The 25,261-nt window shown below is 33.6% G+C and carries 26 protein-coding genes and 1 pseudogene; 17 read left to right on the top strand and 10 right to left on the bottom strand.

Annotated features, from left to right (window positions below; all coding sequences use genetic code 11):
• Nucleotides 1-148 precede the first annotated feature (148 nt).
• The 5 genes from GJU39_RS10555 to GJU39_RS10575 form a co-directional block, all read right to left on the bottom strand.
• The gene (locus GJU39_RS10555; protein ID WP_154280771.1) at nucleotides 149-517 is read right to left on the bottom strand and encodes a hypothetical protein; all 369 of its coding nucleotides are present in this window, start codon (nucleotides 515-517) and stop codon (nucleotides 149-151) included.
• A gap of 94 nt (nucleotides 518-611) precedes the next feature.
• Nucleotides 612-1,451 carry an ankyrin repeat domain-containing protein gene (locus tag GJU39_RS10560; RefSeq protein ID WP_154280772.1) on the bottom strand — a complete coding sequence of 280 codons (840 nt, stop codon included), beginning with the start codon at nucleotides 1,449-1,451 and terminating at the stop codon, nucleotides 612-614.
• Nucleotides 1,452-1,473: 22 nt separating this feature from the next.
• Complete coding sequence (locus GJU39_RS10565) at nucleotides 1,474-2,265, bottom strand: hypothetical protein (protein WP_154280773.1); 792 nt, start codon at nucleotides 2,263-2,265, stop codon at nucleotides 1,474-1,476.
• Nucleotides 2,266-2,324: 59 nt separating this feature from the next.
• Nucleotides 2,325-3,110, bottom strand: a complete 786-nt coding sequence (locus GJU39_RS10570) for a hypothetical protein (RefSeq protein WP_154280774.1) — start codon at nucleotides 3,108-3,110, stop codon at nucleotides 2,325-2,327.
• A gap of 48 nt (nucleotides 3,111-3,158) precedes the next feature.
• Nucleotides 3,159-3,857 carry a hypothetical protein gene (locus tag GJU39_RS10575; protein ID WP_209437627.1) on the bottom strand — a complete coding sequence of 233 codons (699 nt, stop codon included), beginning with the start codon at nucleotides 3,855-3,857 and terminating at the stop codon, nucleotides 3,159-3,161.
• Between the two features lie 787 nt (nucleotides 3,858-4,644).
• Here GJU39_RS10575 and GJU39_RS10580 point away from each other — a divergent pair.
• From GJU39_RS10580 to GJU39_RS10645, 15 genes and pseudogenes are all read left to right on the top strand, one after another.
• Nucleotides 4,645-5,361 (top strand): sterol desaturase family protein, encoded by a 717-nt coding sequence (locus GJU39_RS10580; RefSeq protein ID WP_154280776.1) that lies wholly within the window; start codon nucleotides 4,645-4,647, stop codon nucleotides 5,359-5,361.
• A 6-nt stretch (nucleotides 5,362-5,367) separates the two neighbouring features.
• A complete protein-coding gene (locus GJU39_RS10585) occupies nucleotides 5,368-7,239 on the top strand; it encodes a beta-ketoacyl-ACP synthase III (RefSeq protein WP_154280777.1) in 1,872 nt (623 codons plus the stop codon).
• Between the two features lie 12 nt (nucleotides 7,240-7,251).
• A complete protein-coding gene (locus tag GJU39_RS10590) occupies nucleotides 7,252-8,139 on the top strand; it encodes a DUF6999 family protein (protein WP_154280778.1) in 888 nt (295 codons plus the stop codon).
• A 234-nt stretch (nucleotides 8,140-8,373) separates the two neighbouring features.
• Nucleotides 8,374-9,291, top strand: a complete 918-nt coding sequence (locus GJU39_RS10595) for a hypothetical protein (RefSeq protein ID WP_154280779.1) — start codon at nucleotides 8,374-8,376, stop codon at nucleotides 9,289-9,291.
• A gap of 125 nt (nucleotides 9,292-9,416) precedes the next feature.
• On the top strand, nucleotides 9,417-9,713 hold the full coding sequence (locus GJU39_RS10600; protein WP_154280780.1) for a hypothetical protein: 297 nt from the start codon (nucleotides 9,417-9,419) through the stop codon (nucleotides 9,711-9,713).
• A 238-nt stretch (nucleotides 9,714-9,951) separates the two neighbouring features.
• The gene (locus GJU39_RS10605) at nucleotides 9,952-11,592 is read left to right on the top strand and encodes a hypothetical protein (RefSeq protein WP_154280781.1); all 1,641 of its coding nucleotides are present in this window, start codon (nucleotides 9,952-9,954) and stop codon (nucleotides 11,590-11,592) included.
• Between the two features lie 30 nt (nucleotides 11,593-11,622).
• On the top strand, nucleotides 11,623-12,921 hold the full coding sequence (locus tag GJU39_RS10610; RefSeq protein WP_154280782.1) for an XAC2610-related protein: 1,299 nt from the start codon (nucleotides 11,623-11,625) through the stop codon (nucleotides 12,919-12,921).
• Between the two features lie 53 nt (nucleotides 12,922-12,974).
• The gene (locus GJU39_RS10615) at nucleotides 12,975-13,697 is read left to right on the top strand and encodes a hypothetical protein (RefSeq protein ID WP_154280783.1); all 723 of its coding nucleotides are present in this window, start codon (nucleotides 12,975-12,977) and stop codon (nucleotides 13,695-13,697) included.
• A gap of 167 nt (nucleotides 13,698-13,864) precedes the next feature.
• The gene (locus GJU39_RS10620; RefSeq protein WP_154280784.1) at nucleotides 13,865-14,023 is read left to right on the top strand and encodes a hypothetical protein; all 159 of its coding nucleotides are present in this window, start codon (nucleotides 13,865-13,867) and stop codon (nucleotides 14,021-14,023) included.
• An 18-nt stretch (nucleotides 14,024-14,041) separates the two neighbouring features.
• Nucleotides 14,042-14,227: pseudogene (locus GJU39_RS24280) on the top strand (tetratricopeptide repeat protein); the annotation flags it as partial.
• A 69-nt stretch (nucleotides 14,228-14,296) separates the two neighbouring features.
• The gene (locus GJU39_RS10625; RefSeq protein ID WP_245227785.1) at nucleotides 14,297-15,655 is read left to right on the top strand and encodes a tetratricopeptide repeat protein; all 1,359 of its coding nucleotides are present in this window, start codon (nucleotides 14,297-14,299) and stop codon (nucleotides 15,653-15,655) included.
• Nucleotides 15,656-15,772: 117 nt separating this feature from the next.
• Nucleotides 15,773-16,843: a hypothetical protein gene (locus GJU39_RS10630; RefSeq protein WP_154280786.1), complete on the top strand. Its 1,071-nt coding sequence runs from the start codon at nucleotides 15,773-15,775 to the stop codon at nucleotides 16,841-16,843.
• A gap of 26 nt (nucleotides 16,844-16,869) precedes the next feature.
• Nucleotides 16,870-17,676 carry a hypothetical protein gene (locus GJU39_RS10635; RefSeq protein ID WP_154280787.1) on the top strand — a complete coding sequence of 269 codons (807 nt, stop codon included), beginning with the start codon at nucleotides 16,870-16,872 and terminating at the stop codon, nucleotides 17,674-17,676.
• Nucleotides 17,677-17,679: 3 nt separating this feature from the next.
• Nucleotides 17,680-18,414 carry a hypothetical protein gene (locus GJU39_RS10640; protein WP_154280788.1) on the top strand — a complete coding sequence of 245 codons (735 nt, stop codon included), beginning with the start codon at nucleotides 17,680-17,682 and terminating at the stop codon, nucleotides 18,412-18,414.
• Nucleotides 18,404-19,021, top strand: a complete 618-nt coding sequence (locus GJU39_RS10645) for a hypothetical protein (protein ID WP_154280789.1) — start codon at nucleotides 18,404-18,406, stop codon at nucleotides 19,019-19,021. The genes GJU39_RS10640 and GJU39_RS10645 overlap by 11 nt, the downstream gene beginning before the upstream one ends.
• Nucleotides 19,022-19,131: 110 nt before the next feature.
• Here the strand turns inward: GJU39_RS10645 and GJU39_RS10650 are convergent, their stop codons facing one another.
• The 5 genes from GJU39_RS10650 to GJU39_RS10670 all read right to left on the bottom strand — a co-directional run bounded on the left by GJU39_RS10650 (nucleotide 19,132) and on the right by GJU39_RS10670 (nucleotide 22,648).
• Nucleotides 19,132-19,440 (bottom strand): hypothetical protein, encoded by a 309-nt coding sequence (locus tag GJU39_RS10650; protein ID WP_154280790.1) that lies wholly within the window; start codon nucleotides 19,438-19,440, stop codon nucleotides 19,132-19,134.
• 211 nt (nucleotides 19,441-19,651) lie between these two features.
• Entirely contained in the window at nucleotides 19,652-20,473 is an 822-nt protein-coding gene (locus GJU39_RS10655) for an XAC2610-related protein (protein WP_209437628.1), read from the bottom strand.
• Nucleotides 20,474-20,618: 145 nt separating this feature from the next.
• Nucleotides 20,619-21,359, bottom strand: coding sequence for an energy transducer TonB (locus GJU39_RS10660; protein WP_154280792.1), 741 nt, complete (start codon nucleotides 21,357-21,359; stop codon nucleotides 20,619-20,621).
• 204 nt (nucleotides 21,360-21,563) lie between these two features.
• Entirely contained in the window at nucleotides 21,564-21,848 is a 285-nt protein-coding gene (locus tag GJU39_RS10665) for a hypothetical protein (protein ID WP_154280793.1), read from the bottom strand.
• Nucleotides 21,849-22,039: 191 nt separating this feature from the next.
• The gene (locus GJU39_RS10670; RefSeq protein WP_154280794.1) at nucleotides 22,040-22,648 is read right to left on the bottom strand and encodes a zinc ribbon domain-containing protein; all 609 of its coding nucleotides are present in this window, start codon (nucleotides 22,646-22,648) and stop codon (nucleotides 22,040-22,042) included.
• Nucleotides 22,649-23,190: 542 nt separating this feature from the next.
• Here GJU39_RS10670 and GJU39_RS10675 point away from each other — a divergent pair.
• Nucleotides 23,191-24,342: a hypothetical protein gene (locus tag GJU39_RS10675; protein WP_154280795.1), complete on the top strand. Its 1,152-nt coding sequence runs from the start codon at nucleotides 23,191-23,193 to the stop codon at nucleotides 24,340-24,342.
• 3 nt (nucleotides 24,343-24,345) lie between these two features.
• A complete protein-coding gene (locus GJU39_RS10680; protein WP_154280796.1) occupies nucleotides 24,346-25,149 on the top strand; it encodes a hypothetical protein in 804 nt (267 codons plus the stop codon).
• Nucleotides 25,150-25,261 lie beyond the last annotated feature (112 nt).

Below are 25,261 nucleotides of genomic sequence, written 5' to 3' on the forward strand. Positions count from 1 at the left end.
TATTTAAAAGCGGAAATTAAAATTCAGTACAAGATTCTCGTAGTGTTGTTATTTAATTCGTTGCAGTTCCTTGTCTTTATATTCATATCTGATATTGTTATTACTTTAAATAATTGTAAAGGTCTTTCAAGTCCATAATATTGTATAATTATTGCTTAACAAACACACGCCCTTTTCCGGTATTGTCCATAAAGTACTCCTCACACAATAGCGTATTTTCGTCTATAAAATCAATATATAATTTAGTTTTTGTGCTCATGCAAGTCAACTCACATTTAATGTGCTTTTTGCCGTTTTCAACGGTGTAATGACCATTCCAAATCTCATTTTCTTTTGACTCTTGCCAGTTTGCCATCCCTCTGTTAAAGGTAACTCTGTTCGTTATTTTCACTTCATTGTGAGAAATAAATTCTAGAAACTGATAATAGATAATACCGAAAATACTTCCTCCATTGTGAATGTCGGTTTCCGCTAAAGGTCCCGAAATAAATATTTTTCCTAAAACTTGGTTCATCATGTTAATTTAGTTTGCTTGTAGCGAAAATGTATAGATTATGACTTTAAACCTTTTTTTATTTTAGATGTACAAATCTTGTAAACTGATTTCCAATTTATTTTAGTAATTCAACCATTTCTTTAAAATTGTTCTCCTTTGCAAATTCAATCGGCAATTTGCCATAATAAATGTCATCACCACAATCAAAAGTTTCGGGTTTGTTTCTATCCACACCTTTTTTTAGTAGGTATTTAACCATTTCAATATTATTGGTTTTTATGGCGATTATTAATGCCGTTTTTCCATCACAATCGTTAAATTCTAAATCATCTTTTGTCAACCTCAATGCATTTAATACTGTATAATCCGATTTTCTTACAGCTTCATGAAATACCCATAATTTCCCGCTAACGTCTCCGATATTTGGGTTTGCACCACTCATCAACAAATATTTTGCACCATCATAAAAATGGTAAAAACCGGCTTTGTTAAATGCACCATTATTTTTAAACTTGGCGCCTTTTTCAACTAAATATTTTAATATTGCTAACCTTTTATGTTCCGAAGCACCTAAAATAAATTCGTCTTTTTTATCCTCCATATTTGCACCTCCATCTATAAACAGCTTCGCTAATTGTAAATTATCTGCTGTCCGAATTACCGCATCTAGTGGTCTAATCTTATTTTTAGGTTGAAAGTTTACCGGAAATTTTGTTGCTAACATATCGCTTACCATTTTAGTGTTATTGGCGGAAATGGCGTCATAAAATTCATCAACAATTTGCCATGTTGGTTCTGAATATTTTCCCTGATCTGTTTGAGCGATGACTGGATGTGCAACATCCAATGTTTCCCTTTCCACTTTGCGCTTTTCTTTAACTTTCTGTTCACAAGATGATAGAGAGGAGGCAATAATTATTAAAAATATCAACACCTTTAAATTTAGTTTTTTCATGGATTTTAGTCTGATAATATTACTAATCGGGTATGTTTTTCTCAAAGTAATCCATTATGGATTCTTGGAAATCTTTAAGATTTTGTATTTCCGTTTTTATCATTTTCCCTTTACTATAAATTTCGTAATGCCCATTTTCACGTTCTTTCGAAGTCCAAATAATTCCGTTTTCAATCTTTCCAGCTCCATTTGTTTTTAAGTATGCTTTCATTAAAGGTTGAGTTTGTTCCGCATAGCTACCTGAATAAATTTTTAACAGCGCATCTTCCTGAGAAAAAAAATCTGCTATGGAATTAAAAACAGAATCTATTTCATTCAAATCTGCAGGAATGGTAAGTCGGGCAAAAAGCTTATAAGTTTTATCCATCCTAAAACCTTCGGTATTTTCAGACAGCGATTTACCAACGTAACTCGAAGTTTTGCCATCAACCATTGTGCTCGAAATCTGACTGTTTTTTGGCAAGTTATTGAAGTTAAAATTAATCACTTCGATAGAAGAAATTAATTTTTCATCATAGAATAGCTTCCTAACTAACAACTTATTTTTAATCTCGATTTTGATAATGGCATTTGGTTCCTGCGCATTGGAAATCACGATTTGATTATTCTCTTTACTAAACGTCAACGCATTTCCATAGTTTACCGCATACATTTGTACCAATAAACTTTCCAGTTTTTCGCCCTTATACTTTTTAATTGTCTCTCCACTTTCAATCTTAACGGTTATTTCATGTTGGATTTGTGCAAAAGATGAAGCGCTCATAAATAGTAAAATAGAGAAAAGTAAGTATTTAATGTTGAGTTTATTTCTCATAATTGTTTGTTTAAATGCATTTTCTTATAAACGGTTATCTTGTTTTCCATTGATTTCTTTTAATTACTTGTTCTTCTTGCGCTGGATGTAATAATTTCAGCAACAAAAACGCCATTGCTGTTTTTGTAAATTGCCACTAATCTAGTTGCTATTCCTTCTTGAAAATCTCTCTTGATTTCAAGAACATATTTATCATCTTGCTTTTTTACACTTACAATTTCGTCGTAATTTCCGTCATCAGCCTTAAGTTCAAAATATGGATAATCATCATACACATATTTGTTTTTTACCATTTTCACAAGTCCTTTGTATTGTGCGTTTTTTTCAGCAAAAACAACCGGACTTTGGGGTTGGCATCCCGTTAAACCATTATCATCTGCAACACCGATACCGTAAAATTTGGTAGGCGTAAACGAAAGTTCATTATCATCTATATCGAAAACTTTAGTTTGTTCATCATGTGTTAGTTCGTAAACTTTTCTTCCGTCTACATAACCTTCCACATCCTTAAATTTTATTTTAACATATTTAAATTCCTGGCAATATTCGTCTGTGGGTTTTGCTTTAAAATAATCTTCACTCAGTCCTAAAACCTGAACAATTTGTTCTTTCAAAAATGAAATATCTTTAATTTCATTTAGATGTTCGTCCAACAGTTTAATGTTTTCGCCCAATAAAACCCCTCTGGTATTGGCTTTTTTAAACAAAATATTTTTAGTGGATTTAACAACACTATCCATGACTGAAGCTTTAACAGATTCAGATTGCTTTACTCCCGATTTATTGCTGTTTTGCTGGCAGGAGACAAAGAATATAATCAATACTAAATAAGTCAGTTTATTCATTTTATTTCCTCCTGTCGAATAATCAATCCTATAAATTAATTCTTGTGATTAGTTGTATGCTTCGAAACTTTGGCCACCAATTCGGTTTCCTGTTTCCTTTATAATGGGTAGAAATTTTTTGTTAAAAATTACATAATCAATTTCAAGTTTTTTTTCAGACCGCGATTCACCGCCAGAACTTACCGAATAGGTTTTCTCCATTTTGATAAGCCTGTAAATAAATTTATCGTCTTCCCAGTCTGAAATCTTTTCCCTACTAAAATCAGATTCACTTGATTTTCCAGCTTTGTATTTTGACTTTAAAAATTTTTCTAATTGATCAATTACCGGTTGCTTAAGGTCTGATTTTGATGCTGTTATTAAAACCAAATCTCCATTTTCACTTTCAATCATATCAACCTTAGGGAAGTACACATGATTTAATACAGCGATGGTATCATTTTCTTCACTCCATGCAACGGTTTTGTATGCATAGCCAAAGGTTTTTACAGGCTTTAACTTTCTACTCATCCAATCGCTTTTACTGGCGATGTACATATCGCCGGGTAAACGCTCCATTTCATCTTTAAAATAGCACAAAGTATCTTTTGCGATAAACTGATTGTCTAAAAGTTTGGAAGCTTCCTCTTTATCTATTTTTTTTGGGTCTTTAGCGAGGGTTTCATTTGTAGATTCTAATTTTGGCTTATAAAATTTAGCTACATTAAAATCTGTCGTTATCGTCGCTAGGTTTACTACTTTTTCCATTTGTGCTGAACAGGAGTGCATTGTTGGCAGAATTATAATTAAAAACAAAATTCTTGTAGATAGTTTTCTCATTTTCTTAAAGTTAATTTGATGTTAGTATTTGCCCAGTTGATGAAGACCATTTTTTTTGTTTGATATTTTCTTTTATTAGTTTGCTTATTTCTTCAAACGCTTTAGAGCTATGATAAAAGGTGTTAATTCTTCTTAAAAGTGTTCAATAATCCTTCAACTTTCCGCGTTGATTTATTATTCGTGTTTTCTAAGCGATTTATTGATGTTTAAAAGTCAATCGTTTAAACTCAAATTCTATTCCCAAAACTTCCTCTTTAATAACGTTTCAGGCTCTTTACAAACGCCGGATTTAATTTCTATTTCCAACTTAGTTTCTGTTTGTCCTAAAAGCCCAACGTAAAAAAGACACTACAGCCGTTTTGGCGTTTTTTGTAAGTAATATCTCGCTATGCTTTTCGGTAGTTTTTTCTGTCTATAAATAACTTCCCATCATATTTGTAGTTGAATATACAGATCCAATTTAAACGATAATTTTTAAAAAAAGCATGCAATGTTAAAAACCCTTCTTATCCATCTAAAATACCTGTTGGAAAGAAATTAATTTCGCAATCTTATTATTCGTAAAGTTTATGGAACTATTTGCTGAGCAAGCCAAGTTATCCGTGATTTTTGATCAAAAAGCGATGAGCTAAAAAGTGCGTCTGTAAAGGAAATAGCCAGCAATAGCATTTGGCCGTTTAATGGCAGACCTTATTTTTTTATATCTTGTAAAATAATGGAGGCTATTTCAAAAATCGTTTTTACTAACTGGTATCATGCTTTTATAGCGATGTTCCTTTTCTTCAATATTATTTATTGGGGATTCTCGCTTACTGCTAAGCTTGTTTTTCGCTATTTCGAGCGCAAAAAACAATTGATTCAGGTAGATAATCACTTTCTATATCCAGGTCAACAAAAAAAGGAAATTCTGCAATCTATGAGATCAATATTTATTTTTAGCTTACAAGGTATTGTAATACAACAGGGAATCGTAAATGGTTGGTTGCATATCTCAACGACTTTAAGTTGGTGGCTCTTACCTCAAATCATCATTCTTTTTATATGGAACGAGGTCCATTTTTATTTGAGCCATTGGTTATTACATACTAAATTTATGATGAGGAATATTCATCATGTACATCACCATTCAAAGGAACCCACCGTGTTTTCTACGTTTAGTTTCCACTGGGTAGAAGCATTTTTGCTGGGTACGGTCATATTTTTTCCATTGTTGATTTTTCCTTTTCAGCTTTGGGCGATACTTTCTTTACCGATTATGAGTTTACTTATTAATCTGATGGGTCATTCCAATTATGATCTGTTTCCTAGTCATCAACCAGAACATATGCTTAAGTTTTCCTACCGCCACAGCATGCACCACAAGCGTGGAAGAGGAAACTTAGGATTTTTATTACCGTGGCTAGATCAACTTTTTAAAACCACCGCAAAGTAGAAACAAATGACTAAAGTTTATATCACGGCAACAGGTAGTTACCTGCCTAATGAACCCGTTACAAATGACGAAATGGAAGGTTTTTTAGGGTTAATTAACGAAACTCCTTCCCGTACAAGAGCGATTTTTTTAAGAAAAAACGGAATAAAAACGAGGTTTTATGCTTTAGACCGTCAACAAAATACCACGCATAAAGCTTACGAAATGGCAGCGCTTGCTGTTAAAACTTGCATCAATAATAGTTCGCTAGACATTAATGAAATAGAGATGCTCAGTACGGCAACTACGCAAAGCGATTTGCCAGTGCCAGGTTTTGCGAGTATGGTGCATGCAGAAAGTGGGATTGGACGCTGTGGGTTGGCTTCGCACCAAAGTGTTTGTGCCGCAAGTTTAATGGCGATACAAAACGCCTATTTACAGGTGAAATCTAACACTGTTCAAAATGCAGTTTGCTGTGCAGCCGAGTTGCCCAGCAGAATGTTTAAAGCGAAGCGTTTTGAAGGTCAGCAAGCTTTTGCAAATGGCGAAACAACCTTGCCTTTAGAAACGGATTTTCTACGATGGATGCTGAGTGATGGAGCAGGAGCGATGTTATTGCAAAATGTACCGAGTAGGCAAAAAAAATCGCTTGCGATAGAATGGATAGATTTAAAATCCTTTGCGCATGCACATGAATTATGTATGTATACCGGAACGCAAAAAGAAGCTGGCGAGATTGGAAAAACATGGTTGGATTATGACAACATCAGCAAAGCAAATATTGCAGGGGCGCTAAACCTCAAACAGGATATGAGCCAAGTAGACAATATCATTAAATTGGGTATTCAGCGCTTTTTCGAATTGGTGGATGAAAATCAATTCAATCCAGATGATATTGATTGGTTGGTTTGTCATTACTCTTCCCATCATTTTAGGCCACAGATTGTAGAATTGCTTAAAAAAGGTGGTGTAGAAATACCAGCAGAAAAATGGTTTACCAATCTTTACACTACAGGTAATATTGGTTCTGCCTCTATTTTTGTGATGCTGGATGATTTAATTAAAAGTGGTAGCCTAAAGGCTGGTCAAAAAATACTGTGTATGGTGCCAGAAAGTGGCAGGTTTATCACAGGTTATATGTTACTAACGGTAACCGGCGAAAAACCTGAAGGTTCATTTACAGAAGATATAGCAGAAATTAAACCACCTGAAATTCGGGTACAGGATAAGCCGATTCAGGAATGGTTGGTGCGCCAGCTTTCTGTTGTTTGGTTCGATTTCGAACGCGGTCTGCAACAAGTGCCAATTGTGAAGAAAATCTTTAACGGGAGTTTGACATTGGAAGAATACAAACGCTTGTTGGTCAACCTTCGTCAGCAAGTAATTGATGGTTCGCAATGGATAGCAAGAGCAGCTTCTAATGTGAGTATGGAGTATTTTCCGGTTCGTTCAGCTTTTATAAAGCATTCGTCTGATGAACACAAAGATTACCAGATTTTAGAGAAAAACTACATCAATTGCGGTGGATTAGCGGACGAAATTCTGACCGGTAATAAAAATATTGGGAGCGAAGCGCTCAGCGCCTATATGTTTCATCGGGCAAGTCAGCCAAACCCATTTGATTTATTGGGTGGCATGTTTATTATTGAAGGATTGGGCAACAGGGTTTCTGGAAAGTGGGGCAGGGCAATTCAGCAACAACTTAATTTAGATAAAGATCAGGTTTCATTTTTTATCTACCACGAATCTAGTGACAGCAACGATAATCATTTTGAACGGTTTGAGCAGGCCATCCAATCAGAATTGCTGACCAAAGAAATGGCGGAAAAGATAGTGAAAACAGCGAAGGTAGTAGCTAAGCTTTACACGCTTCAATTACAAGAACTAGACAATTTTTAAAGACGATATTGCATGTTGCATAAAAAAGAATATTTCGAAAACATGGTGAACGAGCCGAGAAACCCCAGCCATTGGCATGCGATGTTTCTTGATAAAAGCGTTCCCTTCAATGCAGATGCTAAAGCTGCCTTTTTGTACGATTCTTCTACCAAAAGTAGGCAGTTTCTTTATCCAGTGGCAAAAATGTTTGCAAGACTTTCTATTGTGCTGATGCAATTTTTTAAGATTTTCATTCCAAACTTAATCAATGCGCCAAAAATGCTGCATAAAAGTTTGTTTTGGGGCATGAAGTATTTTATCACGCCAGAAGCAAACTTTATTATTCTTCGGCATTTTTACCTCGGTTCAGAAGTGCTTCGCTTTATCAAAGACAATGTGGATGGGGCGGAAGATATTCCAATGAATCCCCTGAAGCCTTTAGGGGTTACTGATGTAAAAGACAATCTTTTTTTGGAGCATGACCTTAACCTTTACAATTTCATCATCAACCTCAACAAGGCGATGGAAGAGAAGGGTTTAAAAATAACGAAAAAAGAAAGCCCAGATTTTAGTGCGATTACTGCAGGCGAAATTCCATTTAGAGAGTTTAGAGACGGGTGGACAAATTTCATCGATTTAGGTACTGCAATAGAAATTTTCACTCCAGTATATCAGTTTTATCTTACAGATAATGATTTTTGGAGAGCAACCAATTCTTTACAGCTTGATGAAGTAATAGGGATTTATGCGGCAACTATTATGGATTGTCCCGAGAAACTTACGGCGCTAAATAATAAACACCCCATGATTCCGCTACCTACTGCGGGCGCTGCTTTCAGGCTTTTGCTACACGGATTTTCAACAGAAGTTTTGCATGCATTATTGGTACAAGGAAAGCTGGCACAGATGGAAAGCACTTAGTGTAGAAGGCTTTTAATTTTGCTGATTACAAGGTGTCTAACTCCACGTTTTATCCAGATAACTTACATCAATCATCTGATAAATGTGTTGTATGGTTATTCTAAAAAGCTTATTTTCCAATAAATTTATAAGCCTTGTTTGTCCTGGAGAAATTTATCACAAAAGAAAACGATCAGATTTAATAAATTATTTGCATTTACGGCACTTCTAACCTGTTTAAACTTCAATTTTGCTATGGCGCAAAAAACAATTGCAGGTGTTTATCGCCAAAGTACCGGAAACCCCGAGGGAGGCAATACTTTCTTTATTTTTGATGACCATAAATTTGTGGTCGCATTTTTTGGTGGTGTGATAGCCGGAACTTGGATCATCGAAAATGATAAAGTAGATTTTAAGCCATTCGCTATCGAGCATCAATTCTATGTCTATAGCAGACACAATAAAGATTTAGCAGACAGTAGTCGGATTCATTTTAAACATTTTGATGAAGCACCAACTTTTTTGGGTTTTGACCAAAAGGAAATTGAAAAACCGTTATTGCAAAGTGTTTTTAACCCAAGTCCCAATTGTGTAGATTATCCTTCTGTAGCGAAGTTTAAGAAAGTATCCGATCAGTTGTTATTTTCTGACCAACCTTATCATAATGATGATAGTAACCTGCAAATTAAGAGAAATGTGTACACTTTTGAAAATGTAGAAAAGTACAACGATTTCATTGCCTATTACCGAAAAGGGGATATTGACAAAGGACCATTCTCTGCTCGGGTAACAGATGGAAAGCTCTTCTTCGGACATAGTGAAAAAGGGTCGGAAAAACATACTTTACCTACTGAAGGAGAAGATTTCGAGTTTATCAAAAAGTTTTTAGAGGCTCCACAAACTACCGAAAAAGTTTTTTGCAACCCTTTTTACAACCAAACTACTGTAGATGCGAGTGACAAGGACAACTGGAAGTTTAACGAAAGCAAAAATGCATTTATCAATTTCCAGAATTATGTTGAAGGAGAAGAAAACAAGCCAGATGAACAAGACGCTTACAATAAAATGAATATTGTTTATCAGTTTGACCTTTTAAAATTGGCAGAGAAAAAAATCATTCCTTTTTCAATCAACACCAAATCGCTTTTTATCGCTATATGCGATCAGCATTGAAGCATTTTTTTAACGAATAAGTATTAAATCCTTTCGGATAATTAAGTATATCAATCGAATAGTGATTTATTAAAAAAAACCTTGCATAACGTGTAACTTAGTGATACAGTAATTTTGATAAAAAAATGAGAGAAGAATTAGCCAAACGGTTTTTTATCAGACTACTCATTGGTGCAGTGCCAATGGTGTTTTTCGCAATAGCATTATTCGCCACAGGTGAAAGTGGAAACAGTGGAATGTCGCCAGATATTGGCAAATTTATTCCCGTTGCACTAATTTTTATTTGGGGAGCTTTCCTAATCATTGAAGGACTTAACCATTTCATAAAAAGCAGAAACAGTTACGGCTTTTGCAGTATTGGTGCTGCTGTTATTTTAGGTGCAGTATTTATATTATTAATGTATTTAGAACATATAACTTAAAAAATCTATTGTTAAATTTAATAAACTTAAACGCAAAAAACTGTAAGAAAATTAACTATCAGTAAAGTTTAACTTTTAGGAACTAGTGTTGATAAACAACTATGAAACCATCATGATTTTGCCAATCACAAACACGAATGAATAAACCGAGCTTGCGAGTTCTTGAACACTAAAGCATTATAGAAACTTGTGAAAAAATCATGATTGCTTCATAACCATTGAAAATAATTTTATACCTATGAAAAAACTTTTTTTGATGTTCTTATTTATTGTTTCCAACCAGGTGTTAAAAGCTAGTGAATGTTACGATTACCATACCACCAGAAGCACAAAATTGGTGACTAAAAGCGGGCACCTATATTTCCAATTTACAGAGAAAGACCCTAATGGTTTTACCTATGTTAAGCAAAATAACAGGTTAATAAAAGGTATCGATATAGCGAGCTACACACTTTATGGCGAAGATGAAGGTATTTTTGTGTTCGCAGATAAAGCAGGGGTCTATACCTTGGCAAAAGATGAGCAATATGAGGGAGATTTGGCCAAGTTTTATAAAATATTAAACGCCAACGAAGCCACAAAAAATATAAATGGCAGGTTGTTTTTAATTAATGGGAAATGGAACTATATATACAATTGGCAAAATAAGATTACAAAAATTTTAATGCCAGATTTGCCTGTAAGCACAGTCAATATTAAATCGTGGGCAAGTGGTTTTTATTTAAAGGATCATAAAAATGTATATGCCATAAAGCTAGATTTAAACGATGCTAAGAAATACGAGCTTACCATCTTGCCGGGTCTATTGCCCGCAGAAACAGTACATTACAGCTGTTTCGCACAATTAAACGAAGATTATTTGGCAGATAAAAACACCATGATCAAAATCAGTACAGATGGCTATTTTGAAGATATCACTCCCCAATTTTTAGCGTTAGGTTTTAATAAGGACTATAATGCGATGAAGTTAATAGATGGAAGTATTCCGCTCTGGCAAACAGGTAATTTGATGTTAAAGAAAAGAGACGGCGCATCCTCTACGCGTAAAAATCCACAAAATGGAGAAGACATTGAGGTGGATTATGCCTATTCATCAGCAAAGTTGTTAAAACCTTTGGCTGGTAAAAATAATTACTTGTTTTTTAGAAACAATATCTACCCGATATGGGATGATAACTTTAGTCTTCCTGCCAAAATAATAGTAAGTGCTAACGAATTGACTGCTGTAGAAGGAAAACTATTTAAAGGAAAAGATTTCTATTATATGGGCAACACCGATAATTATCGATTGGCAAGCACAACCATCCCAGCTGATGCAAAATTTTACCCAACAGTAGATAGTTATAATCGGCAATTGCCAAAAGCTTTGACAAGCGATGACTTTTTTTACGTCGTCGGAGAACGGTCTGATGTTAAATTTGCAGATAAAATAGCTTTAACAAGTAAGGTGGTCAAACAATTGGGTTGCTACTATTTGTTAAATCATTCACTTTTTGACGGAACTAAATCTTATTCAATTAATGCAGATGAGGAAACATTAAGTTATCTAGGCTCTTTTGTTGAAGTACTCAACTCCTGCTCGGGAGATATGCCAAACAGTGCACCAGTGGAGGTGGTTTATCATCATTTTTTTAAAGATGAAAATGCGGTTTATTACATTAATGATAAGGTGAAGAAATGGCAGAAGATACAGACTGCTATTGTAAATCATTACAAAGCAGATGATTATGAGGCTTTGCAAACACTTTATAAAATTAAAGATGTAAAAGGTTCGGTAAAAACAAAGCGTGATAACCAAACGAATTATGCGGTTATAGTGATCAGCTTTTTAGGATTAATTGCCCTTTCTTTTATATTATACAAAAAGTTCAAAAAATGAAATGATTAATGATAACTCAAAAATTATAAAATGAAAATATTAAGCACAATGATCCTATCGTTGATGACTTTTTTAGCATACGGACAAAATTATGCCGTTTTAAAGCTTACTGAAAGAAAAGAAAACGTGATGGCAAGTGCTATCGACGTAAGTTGGAAAGCTAAAGAGAAGGCCAGCGAATTTACCCTGGAGTTTGCCAATGATGCTGAGATTTTAACAATCCTATCCAAAAAAGAATTTAACGCTAATGATACTTTGAAATTTGACCTAGATTTTGATCACAAAACGGATACTGTAATTTTTGATCTGGTTAAAGCCATCATTATATGTAAACTATCCACTCAGAATTTTACGAGCGTACAAAGTCAAGAGCTCGCCTTCGAAGAACCCCAATCACATATTCGTGAGTCTGCGGGTGGATTTACCTATAGCGTTCCATGGATGCGAGCTGGATATCATGCGGATTTCGCTTACAATAAAATTGATAAAAAAGTTCAGTTGGTGGCAATGGACCGGTATGAATTTGGGCCCGCTAATAATGACGGAAGTGGAGAATCAAGTATAGATTTGCTTACCAATGACTATGTAGGAGATTGGAATTACTACGACTTAGTGAATGAGGAACTGGTTAAAATACCTACCATCAAAAGGAAAATGATTTTTCCGAAAACGTATCTGAATAACTTTGATGATACAATTCCCTATGATTATTCGGCAAAATGTGCCGACATCTTTAATCAGGAAAAAACTAAATTAATTAACGCAAATGCTTTAAAAAAAGAAAAGTATGCATGGAAAAACTATTATCCTTTTGCCAATAAAAATTATATCGTTTCGATAAAACAAACAAAAGATGATGCAAACAGTGAAATTTATTTTGTAGAGAAGACGGCCAATTCAACCAAGCTCATCTGGAAAGAACCGATAATCATTAATCAACCAACAAGCAGTGTGGCCTACGAGGATTTTAATGATGATGGGATAAAAGATTTACTTGTTTTTTCTACAACAGGCGCCCGTGGTAGTAATGAGTTTTATTATTTGTATTTGGTTGATGAGAAGAAGAATACGCTAACTAAAGTTCAAGACTTTGAGACTATTGTTAATCCAAGCTACGACGAAAAATATCGAGTAATTATAGCTTATGGTTATTCTGGGATTAATAATTACAGCATTTATAAAATTTCGGCAAGTAGCAAAGCAGTTCAAATAGGAGAAAGTTTTGAAGACGATTTTGACGAAAATCCAATGCAACTGAATCAAAAAATCGAAAGGATTTTAAAGAACAAAACATCATTTAAAATGAAGAAGAAAAGACAGGGAAAATAGTGTTGCTGCACTTTTTAAAGATTTGTAAAAAAATATTGAGCTAATTTGATGAAATGAAAAAAATAAGTCAAAAATACTGCCTATTGATATTCTTTTTTATGGTATTTCTAATAAATGCAAGTGCTCAACAGGCTAAAAGTACAAGTATTGGCTATGTAGACAATTACGCAAATCTGCCGAAAATTAAGTTTGAACAAAGTAATGAAACGGAATACAATCGATATAAAAAGGTTAGTAATTTGGTTAAGGCTAAAGTTGAAGAAAATAAAACTCACTTTACGCTTCCAACAAAATTCAAAAAAATAAAGCTTAAAAAAACCAATCAGGAACAAAATGATTTTGATGGTTATGAGTACTTAGGATATTATCAGAGGCTAAAAATGTATGCTTTTACCGAAAATTCTAGTGCCGAAAATTTAACTTTTTCTTCTTTTGGCTTATTAGATAGCTTAACTGCCCATTATTATAGCATCATCTCTATTGGTGATGGTGCTGTTGAAAACCCAATTCCATCTGTAAACAGTAAGTATTTGGTTTATTATTACAACTTGGCTTATAAGGCAAATAGTTGCTTTATAGGTTTGTTAAAAGTAAACATTGAGGGCAAACCAGAACAACGTTTGAAAGAAAAAATGAGCTTTGAGACGGATAATTTCGCAGTTGAAGAAATTAAATGGGTAAATGATCAATGTTTCATGGTAAAAACTTATCAAACAAATAAGGTGGGAGATCAGCGTGTAAAAACATTTACTTATTACAAAGCCAATGTCGAATAACAAAATGAGGCTACCAAAACTTTAAGCTTTTATACTTTTAGCAGCAGATTTTTAATAAAACCGAATAACCTCCAAAAATCAATAGCTAATTAGCTTTAACAAACGTTTAATAAAAAAAGAAAAACACCCTAATTATTGTTGTTATATTCGATTAGAAACTTTATCCAATGAAATTTAAGTTCATCTTTTATTTATTGCTGATTTTTGTGTCTGCCGAAGCATTTGCGCAAAACAAAAGCATTTATGAAAAAGCGGTAGATTCTTTTATTCAAACAGGTCAGCAGGAAAAAATAATTCCATATCTACAAACGGAATTAAAAAAGTAACCTAAGAATGAAAATTTGTTGAGGTTAACGGGCTACCGATACCTGCAGATCAACAACGCTGAAATGGGAGAAAAATATTACCGAGAGGCTTTGGCCGTTAATCCTGCTTGTGCCCGTTGTTATCTAAATATCGGACGTATTTATGCCCGGAAAAATGATTTTAAGCAAGCGATAAGTTATCTTGATAAGGCTGTGGTTACTGATCCAAAAGACAATTTGTTGCTTTCAAATCGGGCAAAAATAAAAGAAATGAGTGGCGACAAGTTTGGTGCATTGGCAGACCATGATAAAGCCATTGCATTATCGCCAAAAAATGCAGATAGTTATGCAGAAAGAGGCATTTATAATTTAAACCAAAACTACATTGCTTTAGCTTTAGCCGATTTTAATAAAGCAATTGAACTAGCTCCAGATCATTCCTATCCTTATTTTTATAGGAGTAAAATTAAATTCAAAGGCAACGATTTTGATGGTGCTTTAACTGATATTAACAAAGCGATTAAATTGGATAATCAGCAGTATGGATTGTACAATTTTCGGGGAACTATTTACAGTGCTTTAAAACAGTCGGTAAAGGCTTTGGAAGATTATTCAAAAGTCATCAAACTGAATCCAAACGGTTTTTTAGGTTATCTAAATAGGGCAGAAGTTTATTACCAACTAGAAAACATGGATGCTTCTTGTGAAGATTATGCACAAGCAAAGGCAATGGCGCAAAAAGAAAAAATCAACGATCCAACATTGTTTAAGAAAATAGAAGACGCTATGCTTGATTTTTGTGATGCAAGCAAAGCGAGTTTTTATTACCAACGTGGGGTCGCTTTTTATAATCTAAAACAATACGCTAAAGCATTAGCCATTTACATAGCTGGGTTACAAAAGTTCCCTAAAAACGCAATGATTTTATCTTTTAAAGGCAGTGCTTACCTTGCCGTTAAGGATTATAAAAATGCTATCGTAGCTTACGAATCCGCATTGGCTAATAAATCCAGCTTGACGACCGAATTGGCAAACAATATTCGTTATTCAAATGCAAGCCAACAAGAGCGACAGTCTTTTTATAATGCTTCTATCGCTTCTATTTATTATCATATTGCAGCATGTCATATCTACAATGAAAAACTGGTGGAAGCATTAATAGTAATGAATCATGCTATTGAAATTGCGCCAAACATCGCCGATTTCAAGAAGGAGACGTATTACGATAGGAGAGGAAATATCTATTTGGAAATGAACAAGTATGAATTAGCACAATCTGATTTTAACCAAAGCATAAAAATTAATCAAAATTATGCGCCAGCGTATGTTAGCAGGGCAATTGCAAAAATTAGTGCGGTAGAAAATGTCAAACAATCTAATGCCATTGTTAGTGCCAAATTACCTAACCAGCCTTTTCGTATCAATTGGGCCGTAAAGCCTCAAAAATCATTAAAAGCGGTAGATCCAAATATTATTTCTGGCTTGGCAGACTGCAATAAGGGAATCGCACTTGATGAAAATATTGGTTTTGCCTATTACGTTAGGGGGCAAATTAAATCCTTTTTAGCTAGCCCTGATTACTGCATAGATTTAATCAAAGCACAAAAAATGGGGGTTGAAGTAGAAACATCGCTTATAGCTGCTTGCAAATAAAATCAATCAATCCGACCTTTAAAATAGCATGAAGCAACTAAAAGCTTAAATAATGGAAATTATGAAATACCTTTTTCATCATGTGCAAGTCTATCATCCATCAAAATAATGAATATTATGGCAAAATTTAAAATGATGAAAATAAGCATATCTTTCCTTTTGTCTATGTTAGGATTACAAAGTTGTAAGGCTCCAGAAAGTGAAACATTACCAGCAGAATACAATGATTACTCATTTTTAGATGACAATCTTAAATCTGATAAATTTGAAGTAACGAAGTTGGCAGAGGCGTTCAATTACATGAGTCCAAATCCAATACGCTTATTTCACAGTGTTAACAATCAGGTTATTTTAGAGGAAGATAGAGACTTAGATCCTGAAGGAAATGGAGGTGTTCATTATAGTAAGTTAGATGAAAATGGAAATGTTCTGGATAGTATCTATGTACCAAGAGCAGGAGGAGAATACACTTTTTTTATCAACGAATATACTATTCATACTCGCTATAATGGAGATTGTGAATATCACACATGGCCATTAAATGGTGATACGACACCAAAAAAAATGACTATTTTAAATGAGGATTTAAGTTGGCCTGATGAAAAAACGGCTCAAAAAGAGGAAGAACTTGTTGACAAAGCAGATTATTATTTTTATGACATTGACAACAAAACCAATACAAATGGCCAAGAATGGAGTTTACAAAAACTTTTTTATTGCACAGATGGTAAATGGCAGATATTGTATAGACCATTTCCAAAGCAAATCCGCGTTAACAGAAAGCCGAGTTACTCACGTTTTAGGCATGATTTTTACAGCAGTTCTGATGATGAACAGTACGATAATACCAATCAGAAATATAGCTTAAAATATTACCATAAAGAACAAAAGTTAAAATATGGCCATTCAATTGGTGGCGGTTCTTCGGGTTTCTCGGTTAAAGGGTGGGTAGGTACTGGCTATTTTGATATTCCTTTGCTAAATGACACCCTGAAAATAAAGCAAGCTAACCTCATTGTAGAAGAGGCTAAGCCGGCAATCCCTGAAGTACGTTACTTTTTAAGCAACGGTAAAGATAGATCTGTTTCTCCATTTCACATCAATATTTTTACAGACCCTAAACTTAAATTTGCGCTGTATTCTGCTAGTAAATATAGGGTTTATGCCATTAGGAAAAAGAAGAAGTAAACCATTTCTGATCACAATAAAAACGAATGAAAAAAAGCACCTTATTTATTCTATCGGCGTTTTGTACTGTAGCCCTGTCAGCATGTAACCCTTTCCCAAAAGATGACTCTCATCCTGAACTACCATTATTAGAAGATTTAATTAAAGATAAATCAAAGTTTAAAAAGGTTGTTGGTATGGGGAATCTCAGTGAGATCATTTTTTTAAAAGATGACCGAATCTTGCTGAAACCTGATAATAGTAACTTACCATTTAAAATATCCAGTCTTAAAAATGAATTGATTTTAGAAGAAATATATGACTGGAACGTACCTTTTTATATCGATAAGCAAGGGGATTTATTTTTTAACCGTCAAAAATACCACTATCCCGACTATAAAAAACACGAAGATTTTAAGACAATAGTTGTTCAAGATAGCCTTAATCAAAAATCAGAAGAAGTTCAAAATTTAAATGATTCGGTCGGCCTTAAGGCATTAAAGGATTATGAGGTTGAATTATTGAAACCATTTGACTTAACTCCATGTGAATATATCATTGTTAATACCGAAAGATGTGATGTTTTTGAAGTTAGAAATAATGCGTTGATTGTTAGACAAGACGAGCATTTTAAGATCGATTTCTTAAAACCTAAAACTGATATTACTAAATTTGATGATGATGTTTTAATTGCCTGGCATAATGGGAAATTGCCTAATCCTGTTTATCTGGCTTATTATCAAATCAACAATATGAAATTCAAATGTGACAATATGACTTATCCAAAAACAATTGTGATTGGCGGAAAAATGCATATTTACGTGAATAGCTTTGGCTTATATGAAATATTATAGATTATGAAATCGATCCTTCTGTTCTTCATTTTGGTGGTCATCAAAACGCATTTATTTGCTCAGGGCGAAAATGTAGTCATTCCACAAAGCGGATCATCCATCGAATCATTTGTCCCGAAAGGATGGAAAATGATTTTAAAAAGTACGGGCGATTTAAACAAAGATGGTCTGGCGGATAAAGTGATGGTCATTGAAAACACAAATCCGAAAAATATAATTGCTAATGATGGATTAGGACAAAGCAAATTAAACCTTAACCCACGAGTGCTGCTGGTGCTTTTTAAAACAAAAGCTAATACATACAATCTAGCTGTTAAAAACTCTGCGTTTATTCCATCGGAAAATGATGAAGAGTCGACCTGCTTGGCAGATCCACTGATGCAGGAAGGCGGAATCAGCATCCAAAACGGACTGCTTAAAATTTCTTATCAATATTGGTCGAGCTGTGGGTCTTGGTATGTGACCAATAGAGATTATACTTTTAGATTTCAAAATCAAAAATTCGAATTGATTGGTTATGATGATTATAGTCTTCATCGCTCAAGCGGAGAGCAGTCTAGTACCAGTATTAATTTCTCTACCAAAAAAATGAACGAGACTACAGGTGGTAATGAATTTAATGATGAGGAGAATAAGCCTAAAACTGTTTGGAAACCTATAAAACCAGGTAAACTATTTTCTTTAGCTACTTTAACTGAGGAAATTTTTACTGATTATTTAACCAAGGTTGTACCCTAAAAGAAATCAAAATCTTGAAACTTTATATAAAAATAGCAATTTTCCTTTTTACAGGAATTTTAATGATGATTTTGAAATTAGGAATTGGATTGCAGTATGGTTTCCGATAAAACCGAAGGCCAATATCAAAGATTTTATAAAATCAGAAGATACTAATGAAGGTGGTTTTATTTACAGCAATAGGATTACCAGGTTGCCTGATTTAAAGGAGGTTGAAGCACAATTGACAACGGCGGATAAAATTGTTTTTAAAAATGAAGAATTTGAAATTTCCTTGGAAACAAAAGCTTATCAAAACAATACCGGAACAAAAGGAGATTTAGCCATTAAAAAAGGTTTTTCGGGTTGGGGAAGTGACAATAGAATGCCAAAAAACGAGTTTAAATCGGTGCGTTTGAAAACAACAGCGGGCGTTTATCAACTTCCAAAAAGTGCACTTTCTCGGTTGTATGAAATAAATCTTGAGCTCACAAAAGTATATATTGGTAAAAATAAAGAGATTTATATTGCCACCACCAATTCCGATGGATCAGAAAGTTATCACGCTATTTGGTGTTTAAAAAACAATAAACTTTTTTCAATGACGGTGATGCAAACCATACCTTAATTTTTGAGGGTTTCAATTCAACGAATTGTTTATTCGAATTCTCATAGGGTACATTATTTTAGTACATTCATAATGTTACTTCAATCTATCACATGAAGAATTAGTAGGTTTTATATAAAAAACAAGATGCCTAAGCTTGCCATAAGCACTAAAAAGATAAGCCAATACGCCACTCTTTTATCTGTATTGAAATGCTTATAAATTAATTCTATAATAATGGCTATTAGCCAAATGCCAGCGATAATGCTACTGAAAATCACAAAACCAAACATAGGTCCCATGGTATGTCGATGCTCGCCATTTACATCGTGTTCGTGGGGGTTGTAGTTAAAAACAACCAAAAAATATAAAGCAACTATTGGCAATATTAAAAATGCCAGCCGAATTAAAATTTGGATGTACAAGGGTTTCTTCTCCATTAATTAATGCTCCTTTACGAATTTGCTGTCCGTTAAATTTAAGGTAGAGGCTGTCCATATTATAGCCAGGGTTTTCTGCGTAATTATAATTCCTAGCAAAGCTAATGTTTCTCTTAATTTGATCAGCAGTTTTTTGTGATGTAGAATGGTTTTGCACAATACACATGTCTGTAGAAAAAAGTTGATCAAAATTAATTTCATTAAAATTAAGCTATTTATCATTTTTAATCAGTACCAGTATGCCCATTTTATCAAATCCGTAGGTATAAGAATTCCAACGATCCCCAATTTTCCTTTTGGTGGTTAATTCTTTTCTGTTGGTATTTATTTTTAAATCGCTAAAATAAGTAAGCGTCCCAGATTTGGGGATTTGTAATTTGTCAAACCTTTTATTTTTTGAGTTAAAGATAAATATATCGTGAATGTCAAATACAACCTTTTGTCCATTAAAACTATCCTTACCGAAAGCAATATCATCCAGCCCATCGAAGTTGTAATCATTAATTTCCAAATGCCTCGCTTTATCTTTTGACAATTTGCTTAAAATCAGTTTTTCTTGATATCTATCAGGATATACAAACCTTAAATTATCTCCATAAAATGAATAGTAATGAATTTGCGTACCATGTAAGAGCGCCATACTTTTGCCATCATACATCCCTTCATCTTCTACCAGCTCGAATTTAAATTTTTTACCATCTTTATACCTCATGTAATAAATATCATCTACATTTCTTGGCCATTCGGTAATGCCATATTCTCCGGAAGCTTTACCATTATACATTTCGGTGTATCTATAATGATAAAAATCCGGCTGACCGCTTTCCCGATCAGCGCTATCAATATCCAGTGCTTTAAATTTTATGGGTATGGGTTCTTTTTTTTCTTTGTACCAAACAAAAGCACCCTTTTTATCTTGAAAACCAAAGGTAAATTCAATGGGTTTTGGGGTGCCCACAGATTTAAACTTCATTTGAGCGAAAGTTAATATGGGCATTAATAAAGCAATGCAAATTATTAGTTTAATTTTCATCTAATTATTATTCTTTTAATTTTTCATTTCTCTTTCGGTCTCTTCACTATCAAATGGTATAATAATTAACGTTAGCCATATTTTGTATTTACATTTAGTGAACATATTATTTTACTTAGTTATGATAAGACCTTTTTATTACTCTTTAGCTTAACCTAAAACTAACAGGCATACGCATTTTATACCGTACATTTTTTCCATTGAGTTTAGCCGGGCTCCATTTAGGCATTTTCATCATTACCCTTATCACTTCTTCATCTAAACCAAAACCTAAACCTTTTTCAATTTTAATATCAGTAACGCTTCCATCTTTTTCAATGACAAAGGCTAAAATTATAGTACCCTCAACCTCATTTTCAACTGCCGAAGCAGGGTAATGTACATATTCGCCAACGTACTTACGAGCATTGTTTATACCCCCAGGATATTCTGGTATAACATCAACTGTCTCCAGATGATCAGAATTATCAACTGCAGCTATTGCAGGGCTAGAAGAGGTAGGGGTTGGCATACTATACTTTTCAAATGATAACAAACCCTTACTATTTTGAGTATACTTTCTGTTCGCATCATCGGTAAAGCCTTGTCTTTTAAAAATTATTGAATTTGGAAAAACCTCATAAGTTGTCTTCAGTTGAACTTTACCATTACCTTTTTCTGTAATTTCCTTGATTTCTTTGACAATTGTTCTCGTGTTTCCAACTCGGTATAGCAAATAAAATGACGTGTCGACTGATCCTGAATTGGATTTGCCGGTCTGGGAATACAGATTATATCCGACAGTGCCTAATTTAAATGTTTTTACTAATTTCTTATTTTGGGCGAAAGCACTTATCGTACTTATAACAAGCACAAAAGCTAAAATTTTAAATTTTTTATTTTCCATTTTAGCAGGTTTTGATCGTCTAATGTACGGTGCTATTCCAATAAAATTTCTCTTCTTTATTATTCGTTAAGTTTTTGCTTGTTTCTGTTAGATCAGCTGAATTATTTGTATGTTAAGTTCGAAAAATTTTGGCTTCGAATTAGAAGCACAATGTGATGACAATTGCTGATTGACTTGAACGTAATTCAGTATTAACCTGTGAATTTAGATTTTCTGCGCTATTATTTTAAATTTTTTCCGATTCAGCAAAAATAGGAATGCATAAGCAATGATGAACGCTACTACAATGTCTAAACCTAAATTTAGCCAATCAGTTGCGCTTGTTACCCCAAAAGTTTCACCAGTTTCAGGATTCACACTGATACTACAAGCATCTTTGTAAAACCAAAATGGAAAGCCCAAGCTGGTGCTGTCGATCAATGCACTGATTACAACTAGTAAAACAAATGCGATCATGGTATAGAAGATTAATTTTAGCGCTAACCTCATTATTTTGTCATCAGTAGAATATAGCGTATTATCCGCATTTAAATGCATAAATAATTAATTCATGTGTCGTTAAAAACTTACGGAATCTATCCAATTTCCATCTCTTATTATAAAAAAGTATCGTAAATTCATTAGGTAGAAATGTTTACGGGTGGCGAAATTAAAACTTAATTGTTTTTCTGCAATTCTTATCAATCGCGATCTATACTTGAGATTCTTGCGGTACCTATACGACCATTTATATCTTTCTTGGCAAATTTAATTCGTTCTGTTCCATAAGTATCTTCATACTGTCTTCTTACTTTCTGCATTGCAGCTAATGTTCTTGCTGTATATTCATGTACGGAAAAACTGACAGTATCTCCTCGTATTTCTTCAATTTTGTAATAGGTATAAAGCTTATTGGGCAATTCCACTGCATACACATCTCCAACCATTGAGTTTTTCGCATATCTCCCTTCCGCTATAGTAACGGCCACAATACCTAATATAGCAAAAGCAAAGAATAAGGCGATCAGCAAAAGCCCAATGAAATATTTTAACGGCGTTTTTGCCGTTTTTTTGCTTTCATTGTAGGTCATTTTCAAGGCTTGTGGCATCTCGTTAAGGTATAGCGCCTGCTTGCAGTTACTACATTGGCTTATGCCAGTTTTAGAGGTTGGGAAAATAGGTATCCAAAAAATGTGGAAATACCTTTGAATAAAACTCATTCTTACAGTATTTAAAGAACCACAATTTGTACAATCAAAAGCATCAGATTGTTGCTTTAAGTACTTGCCACGTGTGCCAAAAATAATCATAGGTTGTTATTTACATAATTAAAATTAACTAAATCTGATGAATAAAATTCGCAAATCAAAAGAGTAAAAATTATTCGTTAGGTTTACACACAATGCGTTAGAAACTTTTAATTATCTGTAGTTTCGTGTTGTTGAAATTTAACGCACTATAGCCAAAAGAGCTAATTTTCAGTTCTGTTTTAACAGTTTTTAGTTACGTACAATAACAGCAAAAAATCATTCTTAAAATGAGTTTTCTATCAAAATTGAAAAATCGTTTAAACAAATAATGGAGGAACTTTAACGGATTTCGGGCAGATATCCACTAATAATAATTGAAGATGATTTTTGTGGGAGTAATACTTATTTTAGCGTTAATTTTATAGTATAAGGCTGTCACGATACAAAAACATAATGAAAAAATATTTTTACGGGTTAGTGGTAACTCATCATTTTAGGTGTTTATAAGGATTGATTTTAAAGTCTCTAACTTATATAATTGCTGTTGATTCACCAGTCTTATTGCGATATATAAACACGCAACACTATTAAAATAAAAGAAAATGAAAAAACTAATTATTTGCATCACATTACTTACTTGTTACAACTTGGTAGGTGCCCAACAAAAATATTTTCCATTTAACATCAATGGAAAGCATGGTATAACCGATGTTTCGGGTAATGAGGTTGTAAAGCCTATATATAGAAACTCAGAAATAATTGAGGCGAAAAGTCAAATTTATTTGAAGGGTTTGGAAGATCAACAGCATGTTATTATTGATGCAAAAACCGGCAATAAACAATTTTTCGAGTATATTTTTAGGGAACAAGTTAAAATTAAGGATGTTCCTTACTCCATGATTCTTAACAAGGGAAAAAGATTTTTACTGAGTGAAGAATCTGATAAAACGATAAATCTTACAGAAGAATATTGGGATTTTAAAAATGTAGATAATTATATCATTGCAACGTATTACCCAAAAAGAGTACCTTCAAAAAGCACCTCTTATGATAAAAAGGGAATTCCTTTACCGCCAAAAATAGAGAAAATGCCAGCAAAAACCTCCACTATTTTAGCTAACGATGAAACCTTAAAACGTTTAATAAAAAGTAATTTCGATAGCTATATTTTGATGTATAAGCAACCCGAAACAGAAAAGGAAGATAGATTAGTGAAAGTTCAATTGATTCAAATAAAAGACTACAATAAACCAGTACCTTTTGATTTTATTTTATTAAGCAAGGGCAACACGCATAATTTATATGATGGTAAATTGGGTTTAACAAAAACTTTCGTTCTCGCAAAAGCAACACAAGAACAACTTTTAAACGGCAGCAAGAAAATTGTTGATCAAAATCTGGCTTTTTATAGTGATAATTCTCCAGCGCCGACAATGATAGTGGCTGCACCAAGTATGCCCAGAACTAATGCACAAGAGCCGAAAAAAGAGGATAAAAAACCATTTAAACCATTTTTTTATACAGAAGAGTTAGCAAATGGCAACATGCTTTTTGCACTACAAGAAACAGAAGAAATTAGTAAGCATATTTTAGAAGCAAAATCTGGACTTAGATTATATTTAAATAAAACAGAACACACTTTAACGATAACACCTAAAGACAAAGAAAGCAGCAGGTTTAGCTTTAATCCTGAAACAGGTGTTATTTATTTACCTAAGATTTATCTTAAACAGTTAGGGTTAACTATTATTTAGGGAATGAAAATTTCAGTAAAGTCATCAATAATGATCCTGTTGTTTTCCAGTTGTATTTTATCATGTACCCAAACAGATAAAAAACAAGAGGAGATAGCAATGGCGGATACCATTAGTAGACACATGGGGAGCGAAACCACTGATTCAACTCAAAAAATTCCTATTTTTAAAAACGTTGTATTTGATAAAGCGAAAGGAATCCCTATTAGTCTTAAGCTTAAAGACGTAATTAAAGAAACAATTGATAGCGTAGAAACTGTTGACTTTAATGGCGACCAAGAGTTAGATTACATTATTAGAACAGAACTGGATGCTAATGGACTGGGTTTTGAATATTGGATTTCTTCTCGTTATAAGATCCTTAAAAAAAATAAAGGCTTTTCAGATGGTTTCCATTATAGGTGGTTTATTAATTTGGATGATGATCCCGAACCTGAGATTTACGACGCATTGGGTGATGAAGAAGGCGCCGAATACACCATACAAGATCAAAATTTACTTAGCGGAAACGATACCGTATTGCTGTATATAAATCCTGTAATTATTGAAGATAACATAAAATACTGGGGCTATCCTTGGGATATTTCAACTGTTAAAGCAAGAAAAAACAGGCATGCGGTTCAATTATATTGTTCTTTAAACCACGAAATCACGAGAGAAGAGGGGTGGGAAATAGATGCCAAACATCAATCACAGGTGCCTGTTATATTCTTTGATGGTCATCACACACAAAATTTTCATCCTAAAAATGTTAAAAATATGCAATGGTTAACGTTAAATGAGATCATTGATAAAACCAAAAGATAAAAACTAAAATGATTTACGGCGTTTCTACGTTGTTAAAATGATGATAAAAACAACATTTAAAAAGCTTATTCCGCTAGGTGTAGTGATTTTGTTTAAAACAGAAGTAGGATAG

Origin of the sequence: Pedobacter petrophilus, from assembly GCF_009674725.1 — a bacterium.
In the GTDB taxonomy this organism is placed as follows: Bacteria; Bacteroidota; Bacteroidia; order Sphingobacteriales; family Sphingobacteriaceae; genus Pedobacter; species Pedobacter petrophilus.

Excerpts from the sequence above, each read along its gene's own strand:
- GJU39_RS10565 (WP_154280773.1), bottom strand. The coding sequence starts at position 2,265 with ATGAGAAATAAACTCAACATTAAATACTTACTTTTCTCTATTTTACTA.
- GJU39_RS10610 (WP_154280782.1), top strand. The coding sequence starts at position 11,623 with ATGAAAATATTAAGCACAATGATCCTATCGTTGATGACTTTTTTAGCA.
- GJU39_RS10555 (WP_154280771.1), bottom strand. The coding sequence starts at position 517 with ATGATGAACCAAGTTTTAGGAAAAATATTTATTTCGGGACCTTTAGCG.
- GJU39_RS10620 (WP_154280784.1), top strand. The coding sequence starts at position 13,865 with ATGAAATTTAAGTTCATCTTTTATTTATTGCTGATTTTTGTGTCTGCC.
- GJU39_RS10630 (WP_154280786.1), top strand. The coding sequence starts at position 15,773 with ATGGCAAAATTTAAAATGATGAAAATAAGCATATCTTTCCTTTTGTCT.
- GJU39_RS10640 (WP_154280788.1), top strand. The coding sequence starts at position 17,680 with ATGAAATCGATCCTTCTGTTCTTCATTTTGGTGGTCATCAAAACGCAT.
- GJU39_RS10560 (WP_154280772.1), bottom strand. The coding sequence starts at position 1,451 with ATGAAAAAACTAAATTTAAAGGTGTTGATATTTTTAATAATTATTGCC.
- GJU39_RS10655 (WP_209437628.1), bottom strand. The coding sequence starts at position 20,473 with ATGAAAATTAAACTAATAATTTGCATTGCTTTATTAATGCCCATATTA.
- GJU39_RS10590 (WP_154280778.1), top strand. The coding sequence starts at position 7,252 with ATGTTGCATAAAAAAGAATATTTCGAAAACATGGTGAACGAGCCGAGA.
- GJU39_RS10670 (WP_154280794.1), bottom strand. The coding sequence starts at position 22,648 with ATGATTATTTTTGGCACACGTGGCAAGTACTTAAAGCAACAATCTGAT.
- GJU39_RS10675 (WP_154280795.1), top strand. The coding sequence starts at position 23,191 with ATGAAAAAACTAATTATTTGCATCACATTACTTACTTGTTACAACTTG.
- GJU39_RS10575 (WP_209437627.1), bottom strand. The coding sequence starts at position 3,857 with ATGGAAAAAGTAGTAAACCTAGCGACGATAACGACAGATTTTAATGTA.
- GJU39_RS10595 (WP_154280779.1), top strand. The coding sequence starts at position 8,374 with ATGGCGCAAAAAACAATTGCAGGTGTTTATCGCCAAAGTACCGGAAAC.
- GJU39_RS10585 (WP_154280777.1), top strand. The coding sequence starts at position 5,368 with ATGACTAAAGTTTATATCACGGCAACAGGTAGTTACCTGCCTAATGAA.
- GJU39_RS10680 (WP_154280796.1), top strand. The coding sequence starts at position 24,346 with ATGAAAATTTCAGTAAAGTCATCAATAATGATCCTGTTGTTTTCCAGT.
- GJU39_RS10635 (WP_154280787.1), top strand. The coding sequence starts at position 16,870 with ATGAAAAAAAGCACCTTATTTATTCTATCGGCGTTTTGTACTGTAGCC.
- GJU39_RS10665 (WP_154280793.1), bottom strand. The coding sequence starts at position 21,848 with ATGAGGTTAGCGCTAAAATTAATCTTCTATACCATGATCGCATTTGTT.
- GJU39_RS10660 (WP_154280792.1), bottom strand. The coding sequence starts at position 21,359 with ATGGAAAATAAAAAATTTAAAATTTTAGCTTTTGTGCTTGTTATAAGT.
- GJU39_RS10600 (WP_154280780.1), top strand. The coding sequence starts at position 9,417 with ATGAGAGAAGAATTAGCCAAACGGTTTTTTATCAGACTACTCATTGGT.
- GJU39_RS10570 (WP_154280774.1), bottom strand. The coding sequence starts at position 3,110 with ATGAATAAACTGACTTATTTAGTATTGATTATATTCTTTGTCTCCTGC.
- GJU39_RS10615 (WP_154280783.1), top strand. The coding sequence starts at position 12,975 with ATGAAAAAAATAAGTCAAAAATACTGCCTATTGATATTCTTTTTTATG.
- GJU39_RS10580 (WP_154280776.1), top strand. The coding sequence starts at position 4,645 with ATGGAGGCTATTTCAAAAATCGTTTTTACTAACTGGTATCATGCTTTT.
- GJU39_RS10650 (WP_154280790.1), bottom strand. The coding sequence starts at position 19,440 with ATGGAGAAGAAACCCTTGTACATCCAAATTTTAATTCGGCTGGCATTT.
- GJU39_RS10605 (WP_154280781.1), top strand. The coding sequence starts at position 9,952 with ATGAAAAAACTTTTTTTGATGTTCTTATTTATTGTTTCCAACCAGGTG.